We start from the raw sequence: 23662 nt of genomic DNA, 5'->3' as shown, positions 1-23662 counted from the left end.
CAAATGAGCGTAAAAAAAGAAAGAGTAGATGTACTATTAGTAGAGCGAGGGCTTATAGAAACGCGTGAGAAGGCTAAACGTGCTGTTATGGCAGGTCTTGTATATGCGAATGAAATGAGACTCGATAAGCCAGGGGAGAAAATCTCACAAGATACGGAGATTACGGTGAAAGGGCAAGTCATGCCGTATGTAAGCCGTGGTGGTTATAAGCTTGAAAAGGCATTAGAAACATTTCAACTTGATTTACAAGATAAGGTTATGATAGATATTGGTTCATCAACTGGTGGTTTTACAGACTGTGCGCTTCAAAATGGGGCGAAGTTATCCTACGCATTAGATGTAGGATATAATCAACTTGCGTGGAAATTGCGTCAAGATGAGCGTGTTGTTGTGATGGAACGAACGAACTTCCGTTACGTGACACCGGCAGATTTAGAGCGTGGTTTACCGCAGTTTGCAAGTATTGATGTTTCATTTATATCATTAAGGCTTATATTGCCGGTTTTAAAAACAATGCTTATGCCAAATGGTGATGTAGCTGCATTGATTAAACCTCAGTTTGAAGCTGGACGAGAACAAGTCGGGAAAAAAGGCATTGTTCGTGATAGAAAAGTACATGAAGCTGTCGTGGAAATGATTGTCGATTTTGCTCTTAAGGAAGGCTATAATATCGAAGGTTTAACATTCTCACCAATTACAGGCGGGGATGGAAATATTGAATTTTTAATTCATCTAAAGTGGCACGGTGAGCGTGAGAATGGCGAAAATCATTCTCCGGTTTCTATTGAGCAAGTTGTTACAGAAGCACATGATGTTCTAAAACAAAAAGGGAAAGGGGAATAACATATGTTGTTCCTCTTTTTGTTGTAATCGTATAATGATTGTAAAAACAATTGTGTACAAGTAATGGATTATACGGTAACATAAATAAATGAAGTATACCAATGTTTAAACTATGGTAAGAGATAGTGTGAGGTGCAAATGTATGAATAAAGGTCAGCGCCATATTAAAATCAGGGAAATTATTGCTAACAAAGAAATTGAAACACAAGATGAACTAGTTGATATTTTACGTAATGTGGGGTTTAATGTAACGCAAGCAACAGTATCGCGCGATATTAAAGAACTGCACTTAGTGAAGGTGCCATTACATGATGGCCGCTATAAATATAGCTTGCCAGCAGATCAACGATTTAATCCGTTGCAAAAATTAAAACGAAATCTAGTGGATTCATTTGTAAAATTAGACACGGCAGGACATATGCTTGTGTTAAAAACATTGCCTGGTAACGCTCATTCACTTGGGGCACTCATTGATCATTTAGAGTGGGATGAGATCGTCGGAACCATTTGTGGTGATGATACTTGCTTAATTATTTGCCGTACACCTGAAGATACAGGTGTTGTCTCTGATCGTTTCTTAAATATGCTTTAACAGAAAAATCTTGTTTACTTTCCTCTGTAAAGTGGAAAGTAAACAAGATATTTTTATTGGCGAAAAATACGGATTTTCAAATACAATACATTATTTTTTTTGAATGAAGTTAGAAAATAGGTGGATTGACCCGTAAAACGAATGTTTGGTACAATGGAGCGGGTTAGAAGAGTAATTTATACATACAAACATATAGTATAACTATTTGAATGAAGAATACTGAGAAAAGCCCTTAATAGGGGATTAGTTTATAACGAGGTGAATGGGGCATTGTTATCGGAATTATCGATCAGAAACTTTGCTATTATTGAGGCATTAAATATTTCTTTTCAAAAAGGTTTAACCGTTTTAAGTGGTGAAACAGGAGCTGGAAAATCCATTATTATTGATGCAATTAGTTTGCTTGTTGGTGGCCGTGGTTCAGCAGAATTTGTTCGATATGGAACAGAAAAGGCTGAGATAGAAGGCTTATTCTATGTAGAAGATGACAAACATCCATGTATCGCAAAGGCAGAAGAGTTAGATATAGAAATAGAAGATGGCATGATTATTTTGAAGCGTGACATCGCTGCGAACGGAAAAAGTGTCTGTCGTGTAAATGGGAAACTTGTTACACTCAGCATATTAAAAGAGATTGGAAAAACGCTAGTTGATATTCATGGACAGCATGAAACACAAGATTTAATGAATGAAGAGCGTCATATGTTTATGCTTGATCATTTTGATGGAAATCGCATTGTTAAACAATTGGGCATATATCAAAATGTATATACAGACTATGAGAAGTTAAAAAAACAGCTGAAATCTTTAAGTGAAAATGAACAACAAATGGCCCATCGTCTAGATTTAATTCAATTCCAACATGAAGAAATTCGTAAGGCGGATTTAAAAATGGATGAAGAATATGAATTGACTGAGGAACGATTAAAAATCTCCAATTTTGAAAAGATTTATAAAGCATTAGGAGATGCGTATCGTTCGTTAAGTGGAGACGGACAGGGATTGGACCACGTAAGAAATGCAATGGGACAAATGGAGAGTATTACGCACTTAGATGAAGCGTATCAAGAAAATCATGATTCTATTGCGAATAGTTATTACTTATTAGAAGAAGTTGCATACCAGCTTAGAGAAAAATTAGACATGATGGAATACGATCCGAAACGTCTAGATGAAATTGAAACACGTTTGAATGAAATCCGTATGTTAAAGAGAAAGTATGGAAATACTGTAGAAGAGATTTTAGCGTATGCTGATAAAATTGAACAAGAAATTTTTACGATTGAAAATAAAGACGTACATATTGAAACGACGAGAAAGCAGTTAACGAAATTAGAAGGTGTTATTGTAAAAGAAGCAACGTTGTTAAGTACTATGCGTCATGAGCTTGCAGATCATCTTACAAGCGCTATTCATCAAGAATTAAAAGAACTATATATGGAAAAAACGAAATTTGAAGTGAGAATTATGAAGAGGGTAGGAAATGTAGAAGAACCTCTCGTGGAAGGAATACCGGTAAAACTTACGGCTGATGGCTACGATCATGTGGAATTTTATATTTCAACGAATCCGGGTGAACCGTTAAAGCCACTTTCAAAGGTCGCTTCTGGCGGAGAGTTATCTCGTATTATTTTAGCTTTAAAAAGCATTTTTTCTAAGCATCAAGGTGTTGCATCTGTTATTTTTGATGAAGTGGATACGGGTGTGAGTGGTCGGGTTGCACAGGCTATTGCGGAAAAAATTTATCGTGTATCAGTAAACTCGCAAGTACTTTGTATTACGCACTTACCTCAAGTAGCTTCAATGGCGGACTCTCATTTATTTATTAGAAAACAAGTGGCGAATGATCGTACGATTACATCGGTTACTGTGTTAAGTACGGATGAAAAAGTAACAGAAATTGCTCGAATGATTTCTGGTGTTGAAATTACAGATTTAACGACAGAGCATGCGAAAGAGTTACTTACGCAAGCGCATCATTTCAAACAGACAGCAGAGGCTATCCAGTAATGGATAGCTTTTTTTTCTCAAATGACGATTTCTTAATTCTTCCGGTTATAAATAAAGCGCTGCAAGGAGAGATTAAAAAGTGAAGCCAAGAGGCTGAATGTGGGGTAGGAGCGAGGAGAGTGAACAAATTGAAATTAGAAAGATTTCGAAAAATAATAGGTCTTTGTCTCCTTGTTTCTCTAGTTTTTATTGGATGTTTTAAACCGCTTCGAACGTTTATTTCATCTCCGAAGCAACTTGTTGTTTTTGAAGGACAACAATCAGAAATAGCATCATTACCAGTTTTTAAGGCTGCATCTACAAATCGTAATGTGTTTACTGTAAGTTCAAATGAACAAGAACTTATGGTAAATTCTCACCAAAATGGTGAAGCTGATATGGTGTTTCAACTTGCTGGTTTTCCAGTGAAAAAAGTAAATGTGAAAGTATTAAAAGATTTTAAAGTTATTCCAGGTGGACAATCGATTGGTGTAAAATTGAACACAAAAGGTGTACTTGTTGTAGGCCATCATTTAATTCAAACTGAAAAGGGTAAAGTATCTCCTGGTGAAACAGCTGGTGTACAGATTGGAGATATGATTACTGAAATCAATGGTAAAACAATTGAAAGAATGAGTGATGTAGCACCATTTATTCATAATAGTGGAGAAACAGGTGAACCGCTTAATCTTGTTTTATTAAGAGATGGAAAATATATTCGTGCTAAGCTAACACCACAAAAAGACAATGGTGAATCCTCTTACCGAATTGGACTGTATATTCGTGATTCAGCAGCTGGTATCGGAACGATGACATTTGTACATCCAGATTCCATGAAATATGGAGCGCTTGGTCATGTGATTTCCGATAATGATACAAAAAAGCCAATTCAAGTAGAAGATGGACAAATTATGCGTTCGACAGTAACGTCTATTGAAAGAGGAAGTCACGGGAACCCGGGAGAAAAATTAGCAAGATTTTCACCGGATCGTGAAGTGATTGGTAATATTACAATAAATAGCCCGTATGGTATTTTTGGGAAATTAAATACAGATATGACAAACGGCATAATGGATAAAGCAATGCCTATCGCATTATCCCATCAAGTAAAAGAAGGGCCAGCGAAAATATTAACAGTTATTGATCAAGATAAGGTGGAAGCGTTTGATATTGAAGTTGTTAGTACGGTACCACAAAAGTTCCCGGCTACAAAAGGTATGGTTATAAAAGTGACAGATAAACGTTTACTAGCAAAAACGGGTGGTATTGTACAAGGAATGAGTGGAAGTCCGATTGTACAAAATGGGAAAGTAATTGGTGCGGTTACACATGTATTTGTAAATGATCCAACGTCAGGATACGGTGTTCATATTGAATGGATGTTACATGAGGCTGGAATTAATATTTATGATCAAGAGAAAAAAGCGAGCTAATACATATTAGCTCGCTTTTCTTTTGAAAAATTCGTTGAAATTTTGTAAAAGCTCCGCAAGAGCTGTTTTTTGTTGTAAGATATAAGCAAAGGGTTGAACGTTTCGCTGTAATTCTATGATGGAATGTGTTGCGAAAGTAAAAAAATGAACGATAAACATATTTTTTTGTGATTTTATCGGAAAGTAAGAAACTTTAAAGGGAATTTTCACACAATTGTCGAACAATTCATGTAGCCTAGAAGCTTACACATGTCGGAAGAATCGATTCGGTAAGGGAGGAAAAACTGTGGAGAAAATTAAAGTATGTCTTGTGGATGATAATAAAGAATTGGTATCGATGCTAGAGAGTTATGTTGCTGCCCAAGATGATATGGAAGTTATCGGAATTGCTTACAATGGTCAAGAATGTTTAAACTTATTGAAAGAAAAGCAGCCTGATATACTCGTTTTAGACATTATTATGCCACATTTAGATGGTCTAGCTGTGCTAGAGAAAATGCGACATATTGAAAGGTTAAGACAACCTAGCGTTATTATGTTGACAGCATTCGGACAAGAAGATGTGACGAAAAAAGCGGTTGATTTAGGGGCATCATATTTCATATTAAAACCATTTGATATGGAGAATTTAACAAGTCATATTCGTCAAGTTAGTGGTAAGGAAAGTGCTACTATTAAACGTCCATTACCATCTTTCCGATCAGCAACAACAATCGATGGAAAACCGAAAAACTTAGATGCGAGTATTACAAGTATCATTCATGAAATTGGTGTACCCGCTCATATTAAAGGGTACATGTACTTACGAGAAGCAATCTCTATGGTGTACAATGATATCGAATTACTAGGATCTATTACGAAAGTATTATATCCAGATATTGCAAAGAAATATAATACAACAGCAAGCCGTGTCGAGCGCGCAATCCGTCACGCAATTGAAGTAGCTTGGAGCCGTGGGAATATTGATTCTATTTCGTCCTTATTTGGTTATACTGTATCCATGTCAAAAGCAAAACCTACGAATTCCGAGTTCATCGCAATGGTTGCGGATAAGCTGAGACTTGAACATAAGGCTAGCTGAGAGGAAAAGTAGTAAGGGATTTAAGTTTTAGTAGAGCTTAATAATTCTTGAAATTTATACTCGATATCAATTTTAAAACCAATAAACTTTTATTTAATGACCAATGAATTTTAGAATTCGTTGGTCTTTTTATTTTGTTGAGAAAAAGAGGGAGAAGTGATATCGATTTTATCAAAATTATTTCGGTAGATAAAAAGGGTTGTTTGATATTATGGAAAATAAAACCTGTTTTTAGTAATATTACATATAAGTGAGTTTTTTAAGATAATTAAATAGGTATACAGAGGGAGAAGGAAAATGAAAAACAAAATATTAACTTGGCTAGGAATAGTAGCAGCTATGGGAGTTCTTGCTGTTGCAGTTACATTTGGAATGTTAGAGCTTGCCGATAATCCAGTAGATAAAGAAATGAGTGCTCAAATAGATAAAAAAGAAGACCCAACGATAGTAGGTAGAGAGGTAGATGGAGTCTTTGTTGATGTTTATGTTACTGAAAATTCTACTGAAAGCGAAGTCATTACAGCGATGTATCACATGACTCATCAAAAAGTAGTGGCAGAACGAAAATCGGGATCCATCCCAATGATTCAAAATAACGCTGAAAAATTAAAAAAAATCATAAATAAGAGTAGTTTTGCGAAGAAAAATGAGCTTGTAGCAATTGCTGATAGATGGGCGAAAAAAGATTTTAGTAAAATTGTAGAAGATCACAATTTTTTCTCGGATGCTCAAGAGGGTAATGTTTGTAAAGCCACTAGAGCGATGGATGCGGTAGAAGAGCAACATTATATTTTAACTACATTCGGGGAGGAAAAAGCGAAAGAACTATACGAATCAGGGGATACTCCGCACATTCAATAAAAAATAATATGAAGGGCTTCTAGTTTTTTTATTACCTTGCTTTAAGGGGGCAATGGTGACTTGTGAATAAATATTCTGCTTTCTTTATGACTTGTAACAAAAAAGAAGATATATAATTCATTATTAAATGATGAAGTAAAGGCTAAATCGCATCGTAGTACATCTATTAAAGGATTTTAGCGGGGAAGTCATCCATGATATAATAGATGATAATAAAAAGCCCTGCAAAACAGGACTATATTATTCTTCGTCTTTATTTTGTTTTTCTAATTCAACTAACTTTTGGATTAAAATATGCTGTGGCATATGCATAAGTTGTTCAAGTGGAACACCTAACGCTTTTGATAGGCGGACTGCAGTGTCTGGAGAAATTTGTAATGGTCTCATAGAAGTACCTCCTTTTTCGTATAGTATAGCATAAGATTGGGGGAGTGAGGATGACTCTTATATTTGCGCATCGTGGTGCGGCGGGAACGTATCCGGAAAATACAATGATTTCATTTGAAGCAGCAGAGGCTTTCGGGGCAGATGGAATTGAACTCGATGTTCAATTCACGAAAGATGGAAAAGTTGTCGTTATTCATGATGAAACGGTGGATCGGACAACAAATGGAAAAGGTGCGGTTCGAAATTATTTATATGAGGATTTATGTAAGTTGGATGCGAGTTATAAATTCGGTGACAAAGTAGGTTTTTGCAAAATACCTCTTCTAGAAGAGGTGTTAGAATGGCTCGCAAAAACGAAATTGCTACTCAATATTGAACTGAAAAATAATAAAATCCCATACAGAGGTTTAGAAGAAGAGGTTATAACACTTGTACGTAAGTTTAGTCTAGAGGATCGGATTGTGTTTTCTTCTTTTAATCACTACAGTATGAAGCGATGTCATATGATGGCTCCTGATATTCAAACAGCTATTTTGTATCGTGAAGGTTTGCATAGCCCATGGGCATATGCAAAAAAGATGGGTGCTACTGCAGTACATCCGAATTATCGTTATCTTCAAGATGCTATCGCTGAATTAACGATGGGAAGTGGTGTGGAGGTTCGTCCTTACACGATAAATGAAGAAACGCTTATGCGTAAATATTTTGATATGAATATATCAGCGATTATTACTGATTATCCTGAAACAGCAAGAACTTTATTACCGATAAAAAAATGAGACCTAATATAATGGTCTCATTTTTTATTTATGATATGTGAAAACTTTGTTTTATCTTCTGAAGCGTGCTTGTACTTTATTTCTCTTACGATCTCTGTGTAAGACGAAGCCGCCGAAGATATAAAACCCGAGTGCGAAGCAAAGAGCGCCGATTAAAAATTGTAACCATAATATAGGGATTGGGGAGAACAAAATCCCAAATACAGTATCTCTCATTAGTTTAATACCAAGCACGGCTAATGAAATGGGGATGAGTGCTAATAATAGAGCGAGGTAACGCTGCATATATAACGCTCCTTTTCAGATTATTTTGTGTATTTTAATGATGTTATATGGAATGGGGGTTTGTCAAGAGGTTGCTGAACGAGTAAGATAAGAATGTGAAAAATTTTGCAGAGATACTTCGAGAGGAAGTGTAATGTATGAAACAAAATGTGTTAATTGTTGGAGCAGGTGAAGGTGGGAGTACACTGCTGAGTCTGTTGCAAAATTCGAATATATTTCAAATTATAGGAGTTATTGATAGTAATCCAATTGCGAAAGGATTACAAATCGCAAAGGAATATGGGGTTCCGATTGGTGATAGTGTAACTCCGTTTCTTTCTATGCATATTGATGTAATGTTTGATATGACAGGTGATTATGATTTACATAAAGTTTTATTGGGAAGCAAGCATAAAGACACCCTTCTTATACCAGGGGATATTGCAAAAATTGTTACGAGACTAGCGCATGAGAAGGAAAGCTTAATTGGAAAGCTAGAAGAACAGACGCAACAAGGGAATTTAATTTTAAATTCAACGCATGACGGTATGATTGTTATAGACCAAGAGGGACAAGTTCGTCTGTTTAATAAAAGCGCAGAGCGTATTACTGGATATAAAAAAGAGGAAGCAATAGGGAAATATATTTTAGAAGTTATTCCAACGAGTAAGTTGCTTCGTATTATACGCACGAAAAAAATAGAAGTGAATCATGAACTGACGTTAGAGAATGAAAAAAAGATTATTACAACGCGTATTCCGATATTAAAAGAAGGTGGAGAGGTTCAAGGGGCATTTGCGATTTTTAAAGACATTACAGAAGTTGTAGATTTAGCGGAAGAAGTTACAGACTTAAAAGAAATTCAAACGCTACTTGAGGCGATTATTAACTCATCTGAGGAAGCAATTTCGGTTGTTGATGAGAAAGGAAGAGGACTAGTTATAAACCCTGCTTATACGAAGTTAACGGGTTTGACTGAAGAAGAAATTATTGGGAAGCCGGCTACAACTGATATTGTGGAAGGTGAAAGTATGCATATGAAAGTACTTCGGACGCGCCGAGCGGTACGAGGAATACATATGAAGATTGGGCAAAAAAAGCGAGATGTAATTGTAAACGTAGCACCGGTTATTGTCGATGGAATATTGAAAGGGAGCGTCGGGGTAATTCGCGATGTATCAGAAATTCAAAAGTTAACAAATGAATTGAATAGGGCAAGACAAATTATTCGAACGTTAGAAGCAAAATATTCATTTGATGATATTGTTGGTGATTCAGATGAAACGACGGCAGCTATTGAACAAGCAAAACTTGGAGCGAATACACCGGCAACAGTATTACTTAGAGGGGAATCTGGTACGGGGAAAGAGTTATTTGCACACGCTATTCATAACAGTAGTAATCGAAAATACAATAAGTTTGTACGAGTAAACTGTGCTGCTATTTCTGAGACCTTATTAGAAAGTGAATTATTCGGTTATGAGGAAGGCGCGTTTTCTGGAGCGAAAAGAGGCGGGAAACGAGGATTCTTTGAAGAAGCGAATAATGGAAGTATTTTTTTAGATGAAATCGGAGAGTTATCTGCAAATACGCAAGCGAAGCTCCTTCGTGTGCTACAAGAAAAAGAAATTGTGAAAGTAGGGGGAACGAAAGCGATACCTATTAATGTCCGGGTAATTGCAGCAACGCATGTGAATTTAGAAAAGGGCATTCTAGAAGGAGAGTTCAGAGAGGACTTATATTATCGTTTAAATAAAATCCCGATTCAAATTCCTTCCCTTCGTCAGCGTAAAGGAGATATACCAGCGATTGCAGAAAGGTTAATTCAAAAAATTAATCAAGATTATGGTCGTAATGTAGAAGGACTCACCGATTCAGCCGTTTCGTATTTACAATCATATGAATGGCCAGGGAATGTTAGGGAACTTGAAAATATTTTAGGACGAGCTATTATCTTTATGAATTATAACGAAATATATATTGATGTACATCATTTACCGCCTTTACATAAAGAAGAACAAGTAGAGACGAAACAAAATAATTTATTACCTGAATTAGAAGAGAAGGCCCTTGAACACCTAGTGACAGAATTTGAGGGGAATATTATCCGTGAATATTTAGAGAAATTTGATGGGAACAAAACGAAGACTGCAAAAGCGTTAGAAATTTCAGTTCGAAACTTATATTACAAGCTAGAAAAGTATAACTGTGCAAAAAATAGCATGCAATAAATTGCGTACCGTGCAATTTATTGCGTGGTATACAAAAAGCGACAAAACGAGACAGAATATTTCGTTGTTTTACAAAGTATTGATTTCACTGCATTTTGAATGCGTTTTCATTATTGGTAAGACCACTTTTGAAAGTTGGCACGGTATTTGCTTAATGAATAGACGAGGGACGACGGAAAGGGTTGATTACAAAATATGAAGTTAGAACACTTAATTGATCAAGCAGCAGGACAGCCTAAAAAAACTGTGGCTGTAGCAGTAGCTGAAGATCATGAAGTAATTGAAGCTGTAGCGAAAGCAATCAAGTTACAGCTAGCTCAATTTCGTCTATATGGAAATCAAGAGAAAATAATAGGGATGCTACAAGAGCATGGGTTACAAACTTCAGAACATATTGAAGTGATTGCAGCAGCGTCAAGTGCTGAGGCTGCAGAACTTTCTGTTAAATCTGTAAGCAATGGCGAAGCAGATGTGCTAATGAAGGGGAACATCCCAACAGCAAATATTTTGAAAGCTGTATTAAATAAAGAGTGGGGACTTCGTAAGGGCAGCGTGCTTTCACATGTTGCAGCGTTTGAAGTTCCAAATTACGATCGTCTTATTTTTGTTACAGACGCAGCGATGAACATTGCACCTGATGTAACACAAAAAGCTGCTATTATACAAAATACTGTAGAAGTTGCCAAGGCAATAGGAATTGATTTGCCAAAGGTAGCGCCAATTGCAGCGGTAGAGGTTGTTAATCCTGCGATGCAAGCGACAATTGATGCAGCGATGTTAACTCAAATGAATCGCCGCGGACAAATTAAAAATTGTGTCGTTGATGGACCACTTGCTTTAGATAATGCAGTATCACAAATTGCAGCAGAACATAAAGGCATAGTAAGTGATGTAGCAGGTAAGGCAGACATTTTACTCGTCCCAACGATTGAAGCTGGAAATGTGCTATATAAATCACTCGTCTATTTTGCAAATGCAAAGGTAGGAGCGATGATTGCTGGCGCTAAAGCACCGATTGTTTTAACATCACGTGCTGATTCAGCAGAAACAAAAGTATATTCATTAGCATTGGCAGTTGCGACTGCTTCAAAATAAACCAAATAGGGTAAAACAATTAGGGGGAAACGACAATGACATTAGAAATCTTCGAATACTTAGAAAAATATGATTATGAGCAAGTGGTATTTTGTCAAGATAAAGAATCTGGTTTAAAAGCAATCATTGCAATCCATGATACAACACTTGGACCAGCTCTTGGTGGAACAAGAATGTGGACATATGATTCTGAAGAAGCGGCGATTGAAGATGCATTGCGTCTTGCAAAAGGGATGACATACAAAAATGCAGCAGCTGGTTTAAACTTAGGTGGTGCAAAAACAGTAATTATCGGTGATCCACGTAAAGATAAAAGCGAAGCGATGTTCCGTGCATTAGGACGCTACATTCAAGGACTAAACGGACGTTACATTACAGCTGAAGATGTTGGTACAACAGTAGATGATATGGATATTATCCATGAGGAAACTGATTTTGTAACAGGGATTTCACCATCATTCGGTTCTTCTGGTAACCCATCTCCAGTAACTGCATACGGTGTTTACCGTGGTATGAAAGCAGCTGCAAAAGAAGCATTTGGTACAGATAACCTAGAAGGAAGAGTAATTTCTATTCAAGGTGTTGGTAACGTAGCGTATCACCTATGCAAACATTTACACGCTGAAGGAGCAAAATTAATCGTTACAGATATTAATAAAGAAGCTGTACAACGTGCAGTAGAAGAATTCGGTGCAACAGCAGTTGAGCCAAATGAAATTTACGGTGTTGAATGTGATATTTACGCACCATGTGCATTAGGCGCAACAGTTAATGATGAAACTATTCCACAACTTAAAGCAAAAGTAATCGCTGGTTCTGCAAATAACCAATTAAAAGAAGATCGTCACGGCGACCTTATTCATGAAATGGGTATTGTATACGCACCAGACTATGTTATTAATGCAGGTGGCGTAATTAACGTAGCAGACGAATTATATGGATACAATAGAGAACGTGCATTAAAACGTGTTGAGTCTATTTATGACACAATTGCAAAAGTAATCGAAATTTCAAAACGCGATGGCATAGCAACTTATGTAGCAGCAGATCGTCTAGCTGAAGAGCGCATTGCAAGCTTGAAAAACTCTCGTAGCACATACTTACGCAACGGTCACGACATTATTAGCCGTCGCTAATCATTCATATATAACTTTTACAAAAGGTGTGGTTACCTCTTATGAGGTTTCCACTTCCTTTTAAATTTATTAGTGGAGGTAGCAACATTGTCTGTAAATCGAATTCTTGTTATTAACCCAGGTAGTACATCCACAAAGATTGGTGTTTTTGATAATGAAAGACCCGTTCTAGAAGAAACTATTCGTCATGACGTAGAACAGATTGGAAAATATAAGCGAATTATCGACCAATATGAGTTTCGTAAAGAAACGATTTTAGAAGTTCTACATTCTCATGGTATTAACATTTCAAAATTAAACGCTGTTTGTGGGCGTGGTGGATTACTTCGTCCAATCGAAGGCGGTACGTATACAGTAAACGATGCGATGTTAGAAGATTTAAAAAATGGGTTTAGCGGTCATCACGCTTCAAACCTTGGAGGCATTTTAGCATATGAAATCGCTTCTGGATTAAACATTCCTGCATTCATTGTGGATCCTGTCGTTGTAGATGAGATGGAGCCAATTGCTCGTATAAGTGGTATTGCTGGTATGGAACGCAAAAGTATCTTCCATGCATTAAATCAAAAAGCAGTTGCTCGTAAAGTGGCAGATGAATTAAATCACAAATATGAGGATTTAAATTTATTAGTTACACATATGGGCGGTGGTATTACAGTTGGTGCTCATAAAAAAGGAAAAGTTATCGATGTTAATAATGGCTTAAACGGAGAAGGACCATTTAGTCCAGAGCGTGCTGGTACAGTACCAGTAGGACAATTAGTTGAAATGTGTTTTTCTGGTGAGTATTACCGAGACGAAATGGTTAAAAAACTTGTCGGACAAGGTGGACTTGTAAGTCTTATCGGTACAAACGATGCAATTAAAGTAGAACAAATGGTTGAAAAAGGTGATCCTGAAGCAACTCTTATTTATAAAGCAATGGCGTATCAAGTTGCAAAAGAGATTGGCGGAGCTAGTGCTGTACTTCACGGGAAAATCGATGCAATCGTATTAACTGGTGGACTTGCGTACAGTAAAATTCTTGTCGATGAAATAAAAGAACGTGTTCACTGGATTGCAGATGTTATCGTACATCCAGGAGAAGATGAATTACAAGCGTTAGCAGAAGGAGCACTTCGTGTATTACGTGAAGAAGAAGCTCCAAAAGAATATATTGTACGAGAAAAACAAACAGTAGCTAGGGGTTGAGATAATGGCAAGAGAATATGATTTAGTCATCGTTGGCGGCGGTACTGGTGGATATGTTGCTGCTATTCGTGCATCACAACTAGGGTTAAAAACTGCACTTGTTGAAAAAGAAAATCTTGGTGGTACTTGTTTACACAAAGGATGTATTCCTAGTAAAGCTCTTTTACGTAGTGCGGAAGTATACGCAACTGCTAAAAAAGGAGAAGAGTTCGGAGTTATTGCAAGTAATGTAGAACTAAACTTTGCTAAAGTACAAGAGCGTAAAGAGAAGATTGTAACGCAGCTTCATAAAGGCGTTCAGCATTTAATGAAACAAGGTAAAATTGATGTGTTTGAAGGTATTGGCCGTATTCTTGGCCCATCTATTTTCTCTCCAATGCCAGGTACAATTTCAGTTGAACTTGCAAGTGGAGAAGAGAATGAAATGTTAATTCCAAAAAATGTACTTGTTGCAACAGGTTCTCGTCCAAATTCATTACCAGGATTAGAGTTAGACGGAGAGTATGTAATGTCTTCGGATCATGCCCTAAAAATGGAAACGCTTCCTAGCTCAATCATTATCGTTGGTGGCGGTGTAATTGGTATTGAGTGGGCATCTATGCTTGCTGACTTCGGTGTAGAAGTTACTGTATTAGAATATGCGAAAAACATATTACCACTAGAAGATAATGACGTTTCCAAAGAAATGCAACGTCTATTCAAGAAAAAAGGTATTAAAGTGGTAACTGGTGCAAAAGTATTACCAGAAACATTGGTAAAAGATAATGGAGTAACAATTCAAGCTGAACATAACGGTGAGAACAAAGCATTTAAAGCAGAAAAAATGCTTGTATCTGTAGGAAGACAAGCGAATACGCAAAATATGGGCTTAGAGAACACAGATATTGTTGTGGAAAAAGGATACATTCAAACAAATGAGTTTTATCAAACGAAGGAATCTCATATTTACGCAATTGGAGATGTAATCGGTGGCTTGCAACTTGCTCACGTTGCTTCTCATGAAGGAATTGTTGCAGTAGAACATATCGCTGGTAAAGAAGTTGCACCAATTGATTATTCTATGGTATCAAAATGCGTATATAGTAGTCCAGAAGTTGCTTCTGTCGGCTTAACAGAACAAGAAGCAAAAGAAAAAGGCTATAAGTTAAAAGTAGGTAAGTTCTCATTCCGTGCAATCGGAAAGGCACTTGTATACGGAGAATCAGACGGTTTTGTAAAACTTGTAGTTGATGAAGAAACAAATGACATTCTCGGTGTTCATATGATCGGACCACATGTAACAGATATGATTTCTGAAGCTGGTCTTGCAAGAGTACTTGATGCAACACCTTGGGAAGTAGCACATACAATTCATCCGCATCCATCATTATCTGAGGCGATTGGTGAAGCGGCACTTGCTGTAGATGGAAGAGCGTTACACGCATAAAAATGTGGATTTAGGAGGTTATGAAAAATGGCAGAAGTAAAAGAAAAGCGCCATGAAGAGCTTGGCTTAAGTGATGAGCAAGTATTAGAAATGTTCCGTACGATGTTACTTGCACGTAAAATTGACGAACGTATGTGGTTATTAAACCGTGCAGGTAAAATTCCATTCGTAATTTCTTGTCAAGGACAAGAGGCTGCACAAGTTGGAGCGGCGTTCGCTCTTGATAGAGAGAAAGATTATGCATTACCATACTACCGTGATATGGGTGTTGTACTAGCGTTTGGTATGACAGCTAAAGAGCTTATGTTGTCTGCTTTCGCAAAAGCTGGAGATCCAAACTCTGGTGGTCGTCAAATGCCTGGTCACTTCGGTCAAAAGAAAAATCGTATTGTTACAGGATCATCACCAGTAACAACGCAAGTACCACATGCAGTTGGTATTGCACTAGCTGGAAAAATGGAGAAGAAAGATTTAGTAACGTTCGTTACATTCGGAGAAGGCTCTTCAAACCAAGGTGACTTCCATGAAGGAGCAAACTTTGCTGGTGTACACAAACTACCTGTTATTTTCATGTGTGAAAATAACAAATATGCAATCTCTATTCCAGTTGAAAAACAATTAGCATGTAAAAACGTATCAGATCGTGCAATTGGTTACGGCATGCCTGGATATACAATAGACGGAAACGATCCGCTTGCAGTATATAAAGCTGTAAAAGAAGCAGCAGACCGCGGTCGTCGTGGTGAAGGTCCGACTTTAATTGAAGCAGTATCATATCGTTTGACAGCACATTCTAGTGACGACGATGATCGTGTTTATCGTGATAAAGAAGAGGTAGAAGAAGCGAAGAAAAAAGATTCAATTATAACATTTGCAGCTTATTTAAAAGAAGTTGGTGTGTTAACTGAGGAATTTGAAAAACAAATGCTAGACGAAATTATGCATATCGTAAATGAAGCAACAGAATATGCAGAAAATGCTCCGTATGCAGCACCTGAAGATGCATTGAAGCACGTATACGCAGAATAGGGGGGAACGTTTCATGGCTGTAATGTCTTATATTGATGCTATTACATTAGCAATGCGCGAAGAAATGGAACGCGATGAGAAAGTATTCGTTTTAGGAGAAGATGTTGGTAAAAAAGGTGGCGTGTTTAAAGCGACACACGGTTTGTATGATCAATTTGGTGAAGATCGTGCGCTTGATGCACCGCTTGCAGAATCTGCAATTGCTGGGGTAGCAATTGGTGCGGCAATGTATGGTATGCGTCCAATCGCTGAAATGCAGTTTGCTGATTTCATCATGCCAGCAGTAAACCAAATTGTTTCTGAGGCAGCAAAAATTCGTTATCGTTCTAACAACGATTGGACTTGTCCAGTTACAATTCGTGCACCATTCGGCGGGGGTGTTCACGGTGCATTGTATCATTCACAATCTGTAGAAGCGATGTTTGCAAACCAACCAGGTTTAAAAATTGTTATCCCTTCTACACCATATGATGCAAAAGGCTTATTAAAAGCTGCAATTCGTGATGAAGATCCAGTATTATTCTTTGAGCATAAGCGTGCATATCGCTTAATTAAAGGTGAAGTGCCAGAAGATGACTATGTATTACCAATCGGAAAAGCAGATGTAAAACGCGAAGGTGATGATATTACTGTTATCACTTACGGATTATGTGTTCACTTTGCTCTTCAAGCAGCTGAGAAGTTAGCACAAGATGGAATCTCTGCACACATTCTTGATTTAAGAACGGTATATCCGTTAGATAAAGAAGCGATTATTGAAGCGGCTTCTAAAACAGGTAAAGTTCTTCTTGTAACAGAAGACAATAAAGAAGGAAGTATTATAAGTGAAGTGGCAGCAATTATTGCTGAAAACTGTCTGTTTGATTTAGATGCGCCAATCGCACGTCTTGCAGGTCCAGACGTTCCAGCAATGCCATATGCACCAACAATGGAAAAATTCTTTATGGTAAATCCAGATAAAGTTGAAAAAGCAATGCGTGAACTTGCGGAATTTTAATCGGGGGGACTATACATGGCTGTAGAAAATATCACAATGCCTCAGCTCGGGGAGAGCGTTACAGAGGGTACAATTAGTAAATGGCTCGTTAATGTTGGCGATCACGTAAACAAGTATGATCCGCTTGCAGAAGTAATGACTGATAAAGTAAATGCTGAAGTACCATCTTCTTTCACTGGTATTGTGAAAGAGCTAATAGCTGGCGAAGGTGAGACGTTAGCTGTAGGTGAAGTAGTTTGTGTTATTCAAGTAGAAGGCGCAGATGAAGTAGCAGCGACAGCTGTTGAGGAAAAAACAAAAGAAGAACCAAAGGCAGAAGTAGCTACGCCTGAAAAAGCACCGAAAGCAAAACAACCAACTGATGGAAAACCACGTTTTTCACCAGCTGTTTTAAAACTTGCGGGTGAGCATAATGTTGATTTAGATTTAGTAGAAGGTACGGGAGCAAATGGCCGTATCACTCGTAAAGATATTTTAAAGCTAGTGGAATCTGGAAATATTCCGCAAGCAGGTGCGAAGAAAGAGGAAGCTGTAGCGGTAGCAGCAGTAGTAGAAGCGCGTCCAGAAGCACCAAAAGCAGCGCCAGTAGCACAAAAAGTAGAAGCTGCAAAACCAGTTTCTGTACCAACAATGCCTGGCGATATCGAAATTCCGGTAACAGGTGTGCGTAAAGCAATTGCAGCGAACATGTTACGCAGTAAACATGAGGCACCTCATGCTTGGATGATGATTGAAGTAGATGTGACAAACCTTGTATCATACCGTAACTCAATTAAAGGCGATTTCAAAAAGCGTGAAGGCTTTAACTTAACGTTCTTTGCTTTCTTCGTAAAAGCAGTAGCACAGGCGTTAAAAGAGTATCCTCAAATTAATTCAATGTGGGCTGGCGATAAAATCGTTCAGAAGAAAGATATTAACCTTTCTATCGCTGTTGCAACAGAGGAAGAACTATTTGTACCAGTAATTAAGCACGCGGACGAAAAAACGATTAAAGGCATCGCTCGTGAAATTACAGAGCTTGCAGGAAAAGTACGTACGAAATCGTTAAAAGCGGACGAAATGCAAGGCGGAACATTTACAATTAATAACACAGGATCATTCGGTTCTGTTCAATCTATGGGTATTATTAATTACCCACAAGCGGCTATTTTACAAGTTGAATCAATTGTAAAACGCCCAGTAATTATGGATAATGGTATGTTCGGTGCTCGCGACATGGTTAACTTATGTTTATCACTTGATCACCGTGTACTAGATGGCTTAATTTGTGGTAAGTTCTTAGGACGTGTAAAAGAAATTTTAGAAAATACGTCAGAAAATAATACATCTGTATATTAATAAAAAGCTCGCTTATGCGAGCTTTTTATCATCTTATTTCTTCATTTGCATCCTACTATATGTACAACACTTTTCCCAGTAATCTTACAATGAACGATTATGTATTAGAAATTTACGAAAATACATTGCTGATATATGGTATATAGATATAAAATAAGAAAAGAATAATTTTTTTGGCAAATCTTACTGATGAAACTGTAGTATAATATATTGTATTGTATGAAAAAGAGAGTTATTCTATATAAGTGTTTTATAGATAATGTGTAATCAGTCGTCAAAACATGAAGAATGTTGACTCCTGGTTTTTTATTTTGCTGTAACAATGTTTCAGGAGGATGTCATGAAAAGAAGTACCGAGTTTCTAAAAAGTTTAGATGTAAAATTAATTTTAATTTTGTGTGCATTTTGTGTTATAAGTATAACTGCTATATATAGCAGTCAGCAAACCGGACAGTATGGAGATGCAAACTTTGCTATGAAGCAGGGAGTTAACTACATAATTGGGGTTGTATTGTTACTTCTTGTTGCTAGCATCGACTTAGATCAGTTGCAAAAATTGTCTTGGCCGCTTTATATTGCTGGGTTTGCTTCACTTATTCTTTTGAAAGTATTACCAGCATCAGGTTTCACACCTGAAAAGTTAGGGGCAAAAAGGTGGTTCGTTTTTCCAGTACTTGGACAAATTCAGCCATCCGAGTTTTTCAAAATCGCATTGCTTCTTGTAGTAGCAAGTATAGCAGTGAAGCATAATGCACAGTATATGGCAAGGACATTCCAAACAGATTTAAAATTAGTAGGTAAAATTATGCTAGTATCCCTCCCGCCTATGGCCGTTGTATATAGCCAACCGGATACAGGTATGGTGTTCTTATATGCAGCAGCTATCGCATGTATTTTATTTATGTCAGGAATTCAAAAGAAATTAATTGCGTTATGTACAGTCATTCCGGTGACCATATTGTCTACATTAATATTTATATTTGTAAAATATCCAGATTTCTTCTTTAATAAATTAGTTACTTTGTTAAAACCTCACCAACAATCACGTATTATAGGTTGGCTAAATCCATTTGAGAATGCAAATGAAGGCTATCAAACACAGCAATCGATTTTAGCTGTAGGTAGTGGAGGTATGGAAGGGAAAGGATTCGGTGAAGGGAACGTCTATATTCCAGAGAAACACACTGACTTTATTTTCGCTACAATTGCCGAAGAAGGTGGATTTATAGTAGCGGCGTTAGTTGTGTTCTTGTTCCTATTACTACTATATCGAACAATTATTATCGGTTATTCTGCTGATAATTTATTTGGTACATTATTATGTGCTGGATCAATAGGAATACTAACGGTTCAAATATTCCAAAACATCGGTATGATCGTTGGATTAATGCCTGTAAAAGGTATCGCATTACCTTTCTTATCATATGGGGGAAGTTCCTTATTTTCGAATATGATTATGATGGGGCTCATATTATCGGTACGGAAAACGTATAAAAAATATATGTTTTCAGTTAAGTAAAAAAGCTAGTTCGTGTAAAAACGAACTAGCTTTTTTACATATATGCCCTTAAACGTTGCAAACTAAGACAGAATAGCAGTTTGAGACGGGTAAGGAGTGCAAAGTGATGCATATGCATATTTTTGAAGGAGCACGGCATCTATCTAATGGTGAATGGGTTATTCGAGCTATCATAGCATACATATTTTTAATATTAGTTGCGAAAGCGATGGGACAAAGGTCCATCGCACAACTTCGTTTTTTAGATGTCGTATTAGTATTATTGCTTGGTGGGAATATTTCTAACGCATTATCTGATGAAAAAGTGGGGTTACTCGGCTCGATGATTACAACGTTCATACTCGTTGTACTTCACATTATAAGCTCAGTCTTAATGTTGAAATGGGATAGATGGAGACGCTTTTTAGAGCCAGCACCTATTATTCTTATACACAATGGTTCCATTGATTTTAGCAATTTGAAAAAAGCGAGAATTACGGTGGAATATTTATTTTCGGAAATTCGTATGCGAAATGTGAGCGATATTCAAACGATTAAATTAGCATTGTGGGAAGCGAATGGTGTTGTTTCTATATTTCAGTATCCAGAATATGAAGCAGTTTCGCGGCTTGATCTGAAAGTGGCGGGAAGAAGATCTCCAGTTTCTTTTGTATTAGTAAAGGATGGGAGGATTCAGCAAGATGTTCTAGCTTTAGTAGGAAAAACAGAAGAGTGGGCGAAAGAGTGTTTAGAGAAGAGTGCAGAAATCGAATCCATTATGTTAGCTACAGTAGATGAAGCGCATAAAATAAATGTTTTGTTAAAAAAATGAAAAATATACGCATTTTGTCGTTTCATACATATGATACAATAGTGTGGACAACGAAAAAGGAGGGATACGATGGGATATGTAGAGGAATTACGAAAAGTAGTTGGTCATCGCCCTTTAATTTTAGTTGGTGCTGTTGTACTCGTTATAAATGAAAGTGGATATGTATTATTACAGCAAAGAACAGAGCCGTACGGAAAATGGGGGTTGCCTGGCGGGCTAATGGAGCTTGGTGAATCACCAGAAGAAACAGCTTACCGTGAAGTATATGAAGAGACAGGAATAGAAGTAAAGAACCTCCGATTAATCAATGTATTTTCTGGAGCGAACTATTTTTCAAAATTAACAAACGGTGATGAGTTTCAATCCGTAACGACAGCCTATTATACCGATGAATACGAAGGGAATTTTGTTATGAATAAAGAAGAAGCGGTTCAGCTTAAATTCTTCCCGGTGACAGAGCTACCTGATTATATTGTAGGATCGCATAAAAAAATGATTGTTGAATATATGAAAATTATGGAAAGAAATATATAATAATATTGGAAGAGATACAAAAACACAGTTCTGGTCGGTAGTCCAGACGCATGATTTCATGTCAGTAACCTTCCCCTCCGGGATGTCCAGTATTTCTAATTTTTTTAAAGGAGGGGCTGTCAATGGATTTGACAGTATATCACGATGGTCAATTTTTTGTAGGAATTATTACGCATAAAGAAAAAGAGAAATTGTATGGAGCGAGGTATATTTTTGGGATGGAACCTTCAGACGAGGAAGTACTTATATTTGTGAATGGTCCGATGTTAGCATATTTCCAGTACTTTGCAAAATGCGGTGTGGAAGTTAAAGAAAAACAGCGTCCAAAAAATATAAAGCGTATCATACGACAAGCGGCAAAAGAAGTAAATGTAAAACGTTTTACTAAGGCACAAGAAGCAATTAGTTTATCTTATGAACTGCATAAACAAGAACAGAAAGTGCAATCTAAGGAGAAACGGGAAGCTGAAAAGCAGAGAAAACGTTTTATAAAAGTACAAAAAGCAAAGCAAAAACATCGTGGTCATTAAAGAAAAGGTGTTAGAACAGGGCTCTAACACCTTTTCTATGCTGAAATACAAGTAAACTTACTTGTATTCTCTAAACATTAACTGGTAAGATACAAATAGGTAGAATTAGAGGAGGGAAAAGATTGATTAACTTTAACTTTTTTATGAATGATGTTGTCCGTCAAGCGCGTGAAGAGATTGTCTCTGCGGGATATACAGAATTGACGACACCAGAAGCAGTCGAAGAAGCATTTAAAAGAAATGGTACAACACTTGTAATGGTAAACTCTGTATGTGGTTGTGCAGGTGGCATTGCTCGTCCTGCTGCTGCACATTCCGTACATTATGATAAACGCCCTAACCACCTTGTAACGGTATTTGCGGGTCAAGATAAAGAAGCAACAGCAAGAGCTCGTGAATATTTTGAAGGATATCCACCTTCATCTCCATCATTTGCGTTATTGAAAGATGGAAAAATTGTAACGATGGTAGAACGTCATGAAATTGAAGGTCATGAACCAATGCAAGTAATTGCAAAACTACAATCTTATTTCGAAGATAATTGCGAAGAACTATAGGGAAGAGAAAAAGGCGGTATGTCCACGATCAAGTGGGTGTACCGCCTTTTTTATTTAGTTTTTAAAATAATTAAACATGCAGGAAATTGTTATTTTATGCATGTTTTTATGCATTTACAACAGCTTTAATGCTGTTTTTGTATTTATTTTTATTTTAAATATTGCATAAAAATGAAAGTGCTGATACAATACAAACATCGAATAAATACTCTATTAAACTTTTAAATATACATTATTAGGGGGAAGAAAGATGAAGAAGTTATTATCAATATCATTTGCACTTATTTTAATTGTAAGTATGTTCAGTGCTTGTAGTAATGGGGAAGAAAAGGCTACTGGAAAAAATAAAAAAGTACTCGTTATGGGGACTTCAGCAGACTATAAACCGTATGAATACGTGGAAGCTTCAAAAAGTGATGAAATTATCGGCTTTGATGTTGATATTGCCAAATATATCGGAAAAGAACTTGGATACGAAGTGAAAGTGAAAGACATGGATTTCGGCGGATTATTAGCATCTCTTAATTCAGGAAAAGTTGATTTCGTTATGGCGGGTATGACGCCAACTGCAGAGCGTAAAAATAATGCTGATTTCACAGATATTTATTTTGTTGCAAAAAATATGATCGTTTCAAAAAAGGGCTCTAATATTAAATCGTTAGAAGATTTAAAAGGGAAAAAAGTAGGAGTACAAACAGGATCAATTCAAGAAGAAAAGGCAAAAGAATTTCAGAAACAAGTCGATTTCAAAGCTGAGGGACGTGACCGTATACCAGAAATCGTACAAGAAATTAAAGCTGGTCGTTTTGACGCTGCAATTATAGAAGACACAGTTGCAAAAAATTATTTAGAAAAAATGAAAGAACTACAAGGAATTGAAATTCAAGAAGCACCAGAAGAAGTAGGTGCAGCAATTGCTCTTCCGAAAAATAGTGATAAAACAGAAGAATTTAATAAAGTAATTAAGAAAATGCAAGAAAATGGAGAAATGGATAAATTAGTGAAGAAATGGTTTGGCAGCGGAAAATAAGCTGCCTTT

The 23662-nt window shown here is 36.9% G+C and carries 23 protein-coding genes; 21 read left to right on the top strand and 2 right to left on the bottom strand.

The window, feature by feature from the left end; genetic code table 11:
* The first annotated feature begins 3 nt into the window (after positions 1–3).
* The 6 genes from ABH957_RS02020 to ABH957_RS01995 all read left to right on the top strand — a co-directional run bounded on the left by ABH957_RS02020 (position 4) and on the right by ABH957_RS01995 (position 6799).
* The gene (locus ABH957_RS02020; protein WP_002015074.1) at positions 4–843 is read left to right on the top strand and encodes a TlyA family RNA methyltransferase; all 840 of its coding nucleotides are present in this window, start codon (positions 4–6) and stop codon (positions 841–843) included.
* 142 nt (positions 844–985) lie between these two features.
* Positions 986–1435 (top strand): arginine repressor ArgR, encoded by a 450-nt coding sequence (gene argR, locus ABH957_RS02015; RefSeq protein WP_002015076.1) that lies wholly within the window; start codon positions 986–988, stop codon positions 1433–1435.
* Between the two features lie 270 nt (positions 1436–1705).
* Positions 1706–3445 (top strand): DNA repair protein RecN, encoded by a 1740-nt coding sequence (gene recN / locus ABH957_RS02010; protein WP_404453997.1) that lies wholly within the window; start codon positions 1706–1708, stop codon positions 3443–3445.
* A 119-nt stretch (positions 3446–3564) separates the two neighbouring features.
* Complete coding sequence (gene spoIVB, locus ABH957_RS02005; RefSeq protein WP_002015079.1) at positions 3565–4857, top strand: SpoIVB peptidase; 1293 nt, start codon at positions 3565–3567, stop codon at positions 4855–4857.
* Between the two features lie 286 nt (positions 4858–5143).
* A complete protein-coding gene (spo0A, locus tag ABH957_RS02000; RefSeq protein WP_002015081.1) occupies positions 5144–5938 on the top strand; it encodes a sporulation transcription factor Spo0A in 795 nt (264 codons plus the stop codon).
* 297 nt (positions 5939–6235) lie between these two features.
* Complete coding sequence (locus ABH957_RS01995; RefSeq protein WP_404491078.1) at positions 6236–6799, top strand: PRK06770 family protein; 564 nt, start codon at positions 6236–6238, stop codon at positions 6797–6799.
* A gap of 240 nt (positions 6800–7039) precedes the next feature.
* Here ABH957_RS01995 and ABH957_RS01990 read toward each other — a convergent pair whose 3' ends face one another.
* Positions 7040–7186, bottom strand: a complete 147-nt coding sequence (locus ABH957_RS01990) for a YycC family protein (RefSeq protein ID WP_001247671.1) — start codon at positions 7184–7186, stop codon at positions 7040–7042.
* Between the two features lie 50 nt (positions 7187–7236).
* Here ABH957_RS01990 and ABH957_RS01985 point away from each other — a divergent pair, with 50 nt between their 5' ends.
* Entirely contained in the window at positions 7237–7965 is a 729-nt protein-coding gene (locus ABH957_RS01985; RefSeq protein ID WP_002033957.1) for a glycerophosphodiester phosphodiesterase, read from the top strand.
* 51 nt (positions 7966–8016) lie between these two features.
* Here ABH957_RS01985 and ABH957_RS01980 read toward each other — a convergent pair whose 3' ends face one another.
* Positions 8017–8250, bottom strand: coding sequence for a DUF2627 domain-containing protein (locus ABH957_RS01980; protein WP_001190193.1), 234 nt, complete (start codon positions 8248–8250; stop codon positions 8017–8019).
* A 137-nt stretch (positions 8251–8387) separates the two neighbouring features.
* Between ABH957_RS01980 and ABH957_RS01975 the strand changes: the two genes are divergently transcribed.
* The 14 genes from ABH957_RS01975 (at position 8388) to ABH957_RS01910 (ending at position 23653) form a co-directional block, all read left to right on the top strand.
* Positions 8388–10460, top strand: a complete 2073-nt coding sequence (locus ABH957_RS01975) for a sigma 54-interacting transcriptional regulator (protein ID WP_404510619.1) — start codon at positions 8388–8390, stop codon at positions 10458–10460.
* 195 nt (positions 10461–10655) lie between these two features.
* Entirely contained in the window at positions 10656–11555 is a 900-nt protein-coding gene (gene yqiS, locus ABH957_RS01970) for a phosphate butyryltransferase (protein ID WP_002190640.1), read from the top strand.
* Between the two features lie 35 nt (positions 11556–11590).
* A complete protein-coding gene (locus ABH957_RS01965) occupies positions 11591–12691 on the top strand; it encodes a leucine dehydrogenase (protein ID WP_002015088.1) in 1101 nt (366 codons plus the stop codon).
* 87 nt (positions 12692–12778) lie between these two features.
* Positions 12779–13882, top strand: a complete 1104-nt coding sequence (gene buk, locus ABH957_RS01960; RefSeq protein ID WP_002088555.1) for a butyrate kinase — start codon at positions 12779–12781, stop codon at positions 13880–13882.
* A 4-nt stretch (positions 13883–13886) separates the two neighbouring features.
* On the top strand, positions 13887–15308 hold the full coding sequence (gene lpdA / locus ABH957_RS01955) for a dihydrolipoyl dehydrogenase (RefSeq protein ID WP_002015090.1): 1422 nt from the start codon (positions 13887–13889) through the stop codon (positions 15306–15308).
* Between the two features lie 27 nt (positions 15309–15335).
* Positions 15336–16337 carry a 3-methyl-2-oxobutanoate dehydrogenase subunit alpha gene (gene bfmBAA, locus ABH957_RS01950; RefSeq protein WP_002033961.1) on the top strand — a complete coding sequence of 334 codons (1002 nt, stop codon included), beginning with the start codon at positions 15336–15338 and terminating at the stop codon, positions 16335–16337.
* A gap of 13 nt (positions 16338–16350) precedes the next feature.
* On the top strand, positions 16351–17334 hold the full coding sequence (gene bfmBAB / locus ABH957_RS01945; protein ID WP_000290070.1) for a 3-methyl-2-oxobutanoate dehydrogenase subunit beta: 984 nt from the start codon (positions 16351–16353) through the stop codon (positions 17332–17334).
* A 15-nt stretch (positions 17335–17349) separates the two neighbouring features.
* Positions 17350–18672, top strand: a complete 1323-nt coding sequence (locus ABH957_RS01940; RefSeq protein WP_404445282.1) for a dihydrolipoamide acetyltransferase family protein — start codon at positions 17350–17352, stop codon at positions 18670–18672.
* A gap of 340 nt (positions 18673–19012) precedes the next feature.
* Positions 19013–20191: an FtsW/RodA/SpoVE family cell cycle protein gene (locus ABH957_RS01935; RefSeq protein WP_113937097.1), complete on the top strand. Its 1179-nt coding sequence runs from the start codon at positions 19013–19015 to the stop codon at positions 20189–20191.
* 106 nt (positions 20192–20297) lie between these two features.
* Positions 20298–21002 carry a DUF421 domain-containing protein gene (locus tag ABH957_RS01930; RefSeq protein WP_113937098.1) on the top strand — a complete coding sequence of 235 codons (705 nt, stop codon included), beginning with the start codon at positions 20298–20300 and terminating at the stop codon, positions 21000–21002.
* A 69-nt stretch (positions 21003–21071) separates the two neighbouring features.
* Positions 21072–21536 carry an NUDIX hydrolase gene (locus tag ABH957_RS01925; protein ID WP_404491074.1) on the top strand — a complete coding sequence of 155 codons (465 nt, stop codon included), beginning with the start codon at positions 21072–21074 and terminating at the stop codon, positions 21534–21536.
* Positions 21537–21658: 122 nt separating this feature from the next.
* Positions 21659–22066, top strand: a complete 408-nt coding sequence (locus ABH957_RS01920) for a YjdF family protein (RefSeq protein WP_002067071.1) — start codon at positions 21659–21661, stop codon at positions 22064–22066.
* Positions 22067–22209: 143 nt separating this feature from the next.
* On the top strand, positions 22210–22623 hold the full coding sequence (locus ABH957_RS01915; protein ID WP_002015097.1) for a BrxA/BrxB family bacilliredoxin: 414 nt from the start codon (positions 22210–22212) through the stop codon (positions 22621–22623).
* A gap of 250 nt (positions 22624–22873) precedes the next feature.
* Positions 22874–23653, top strand: a complete 780-nt coding sequence (locus ABH957_RS01910) for a transporter substrate-binding domain-containing protein (RefSeq protein WP_002192550.1) — start codon at positions 22874–22876, stop codon at positions 23651–23653.
* Positions 23654–23662 lie beyond the last annotated feature (9 nt).

Origin of the sequence: Bacillus sp. RC242, assembly GCF_044908245.1 — a bacterium.
Lineage (GTDB): Bacteria > Bacillota > Bacilli > Bacillales > Bacillaceae_G > Bacillus_A > Bacillus_A mycoides.
The sequence above is the reverse complement of the archived record's forward strand: the minus strand, read 5'-3'. Positions and strand labels throughout refer to the sequence as shown.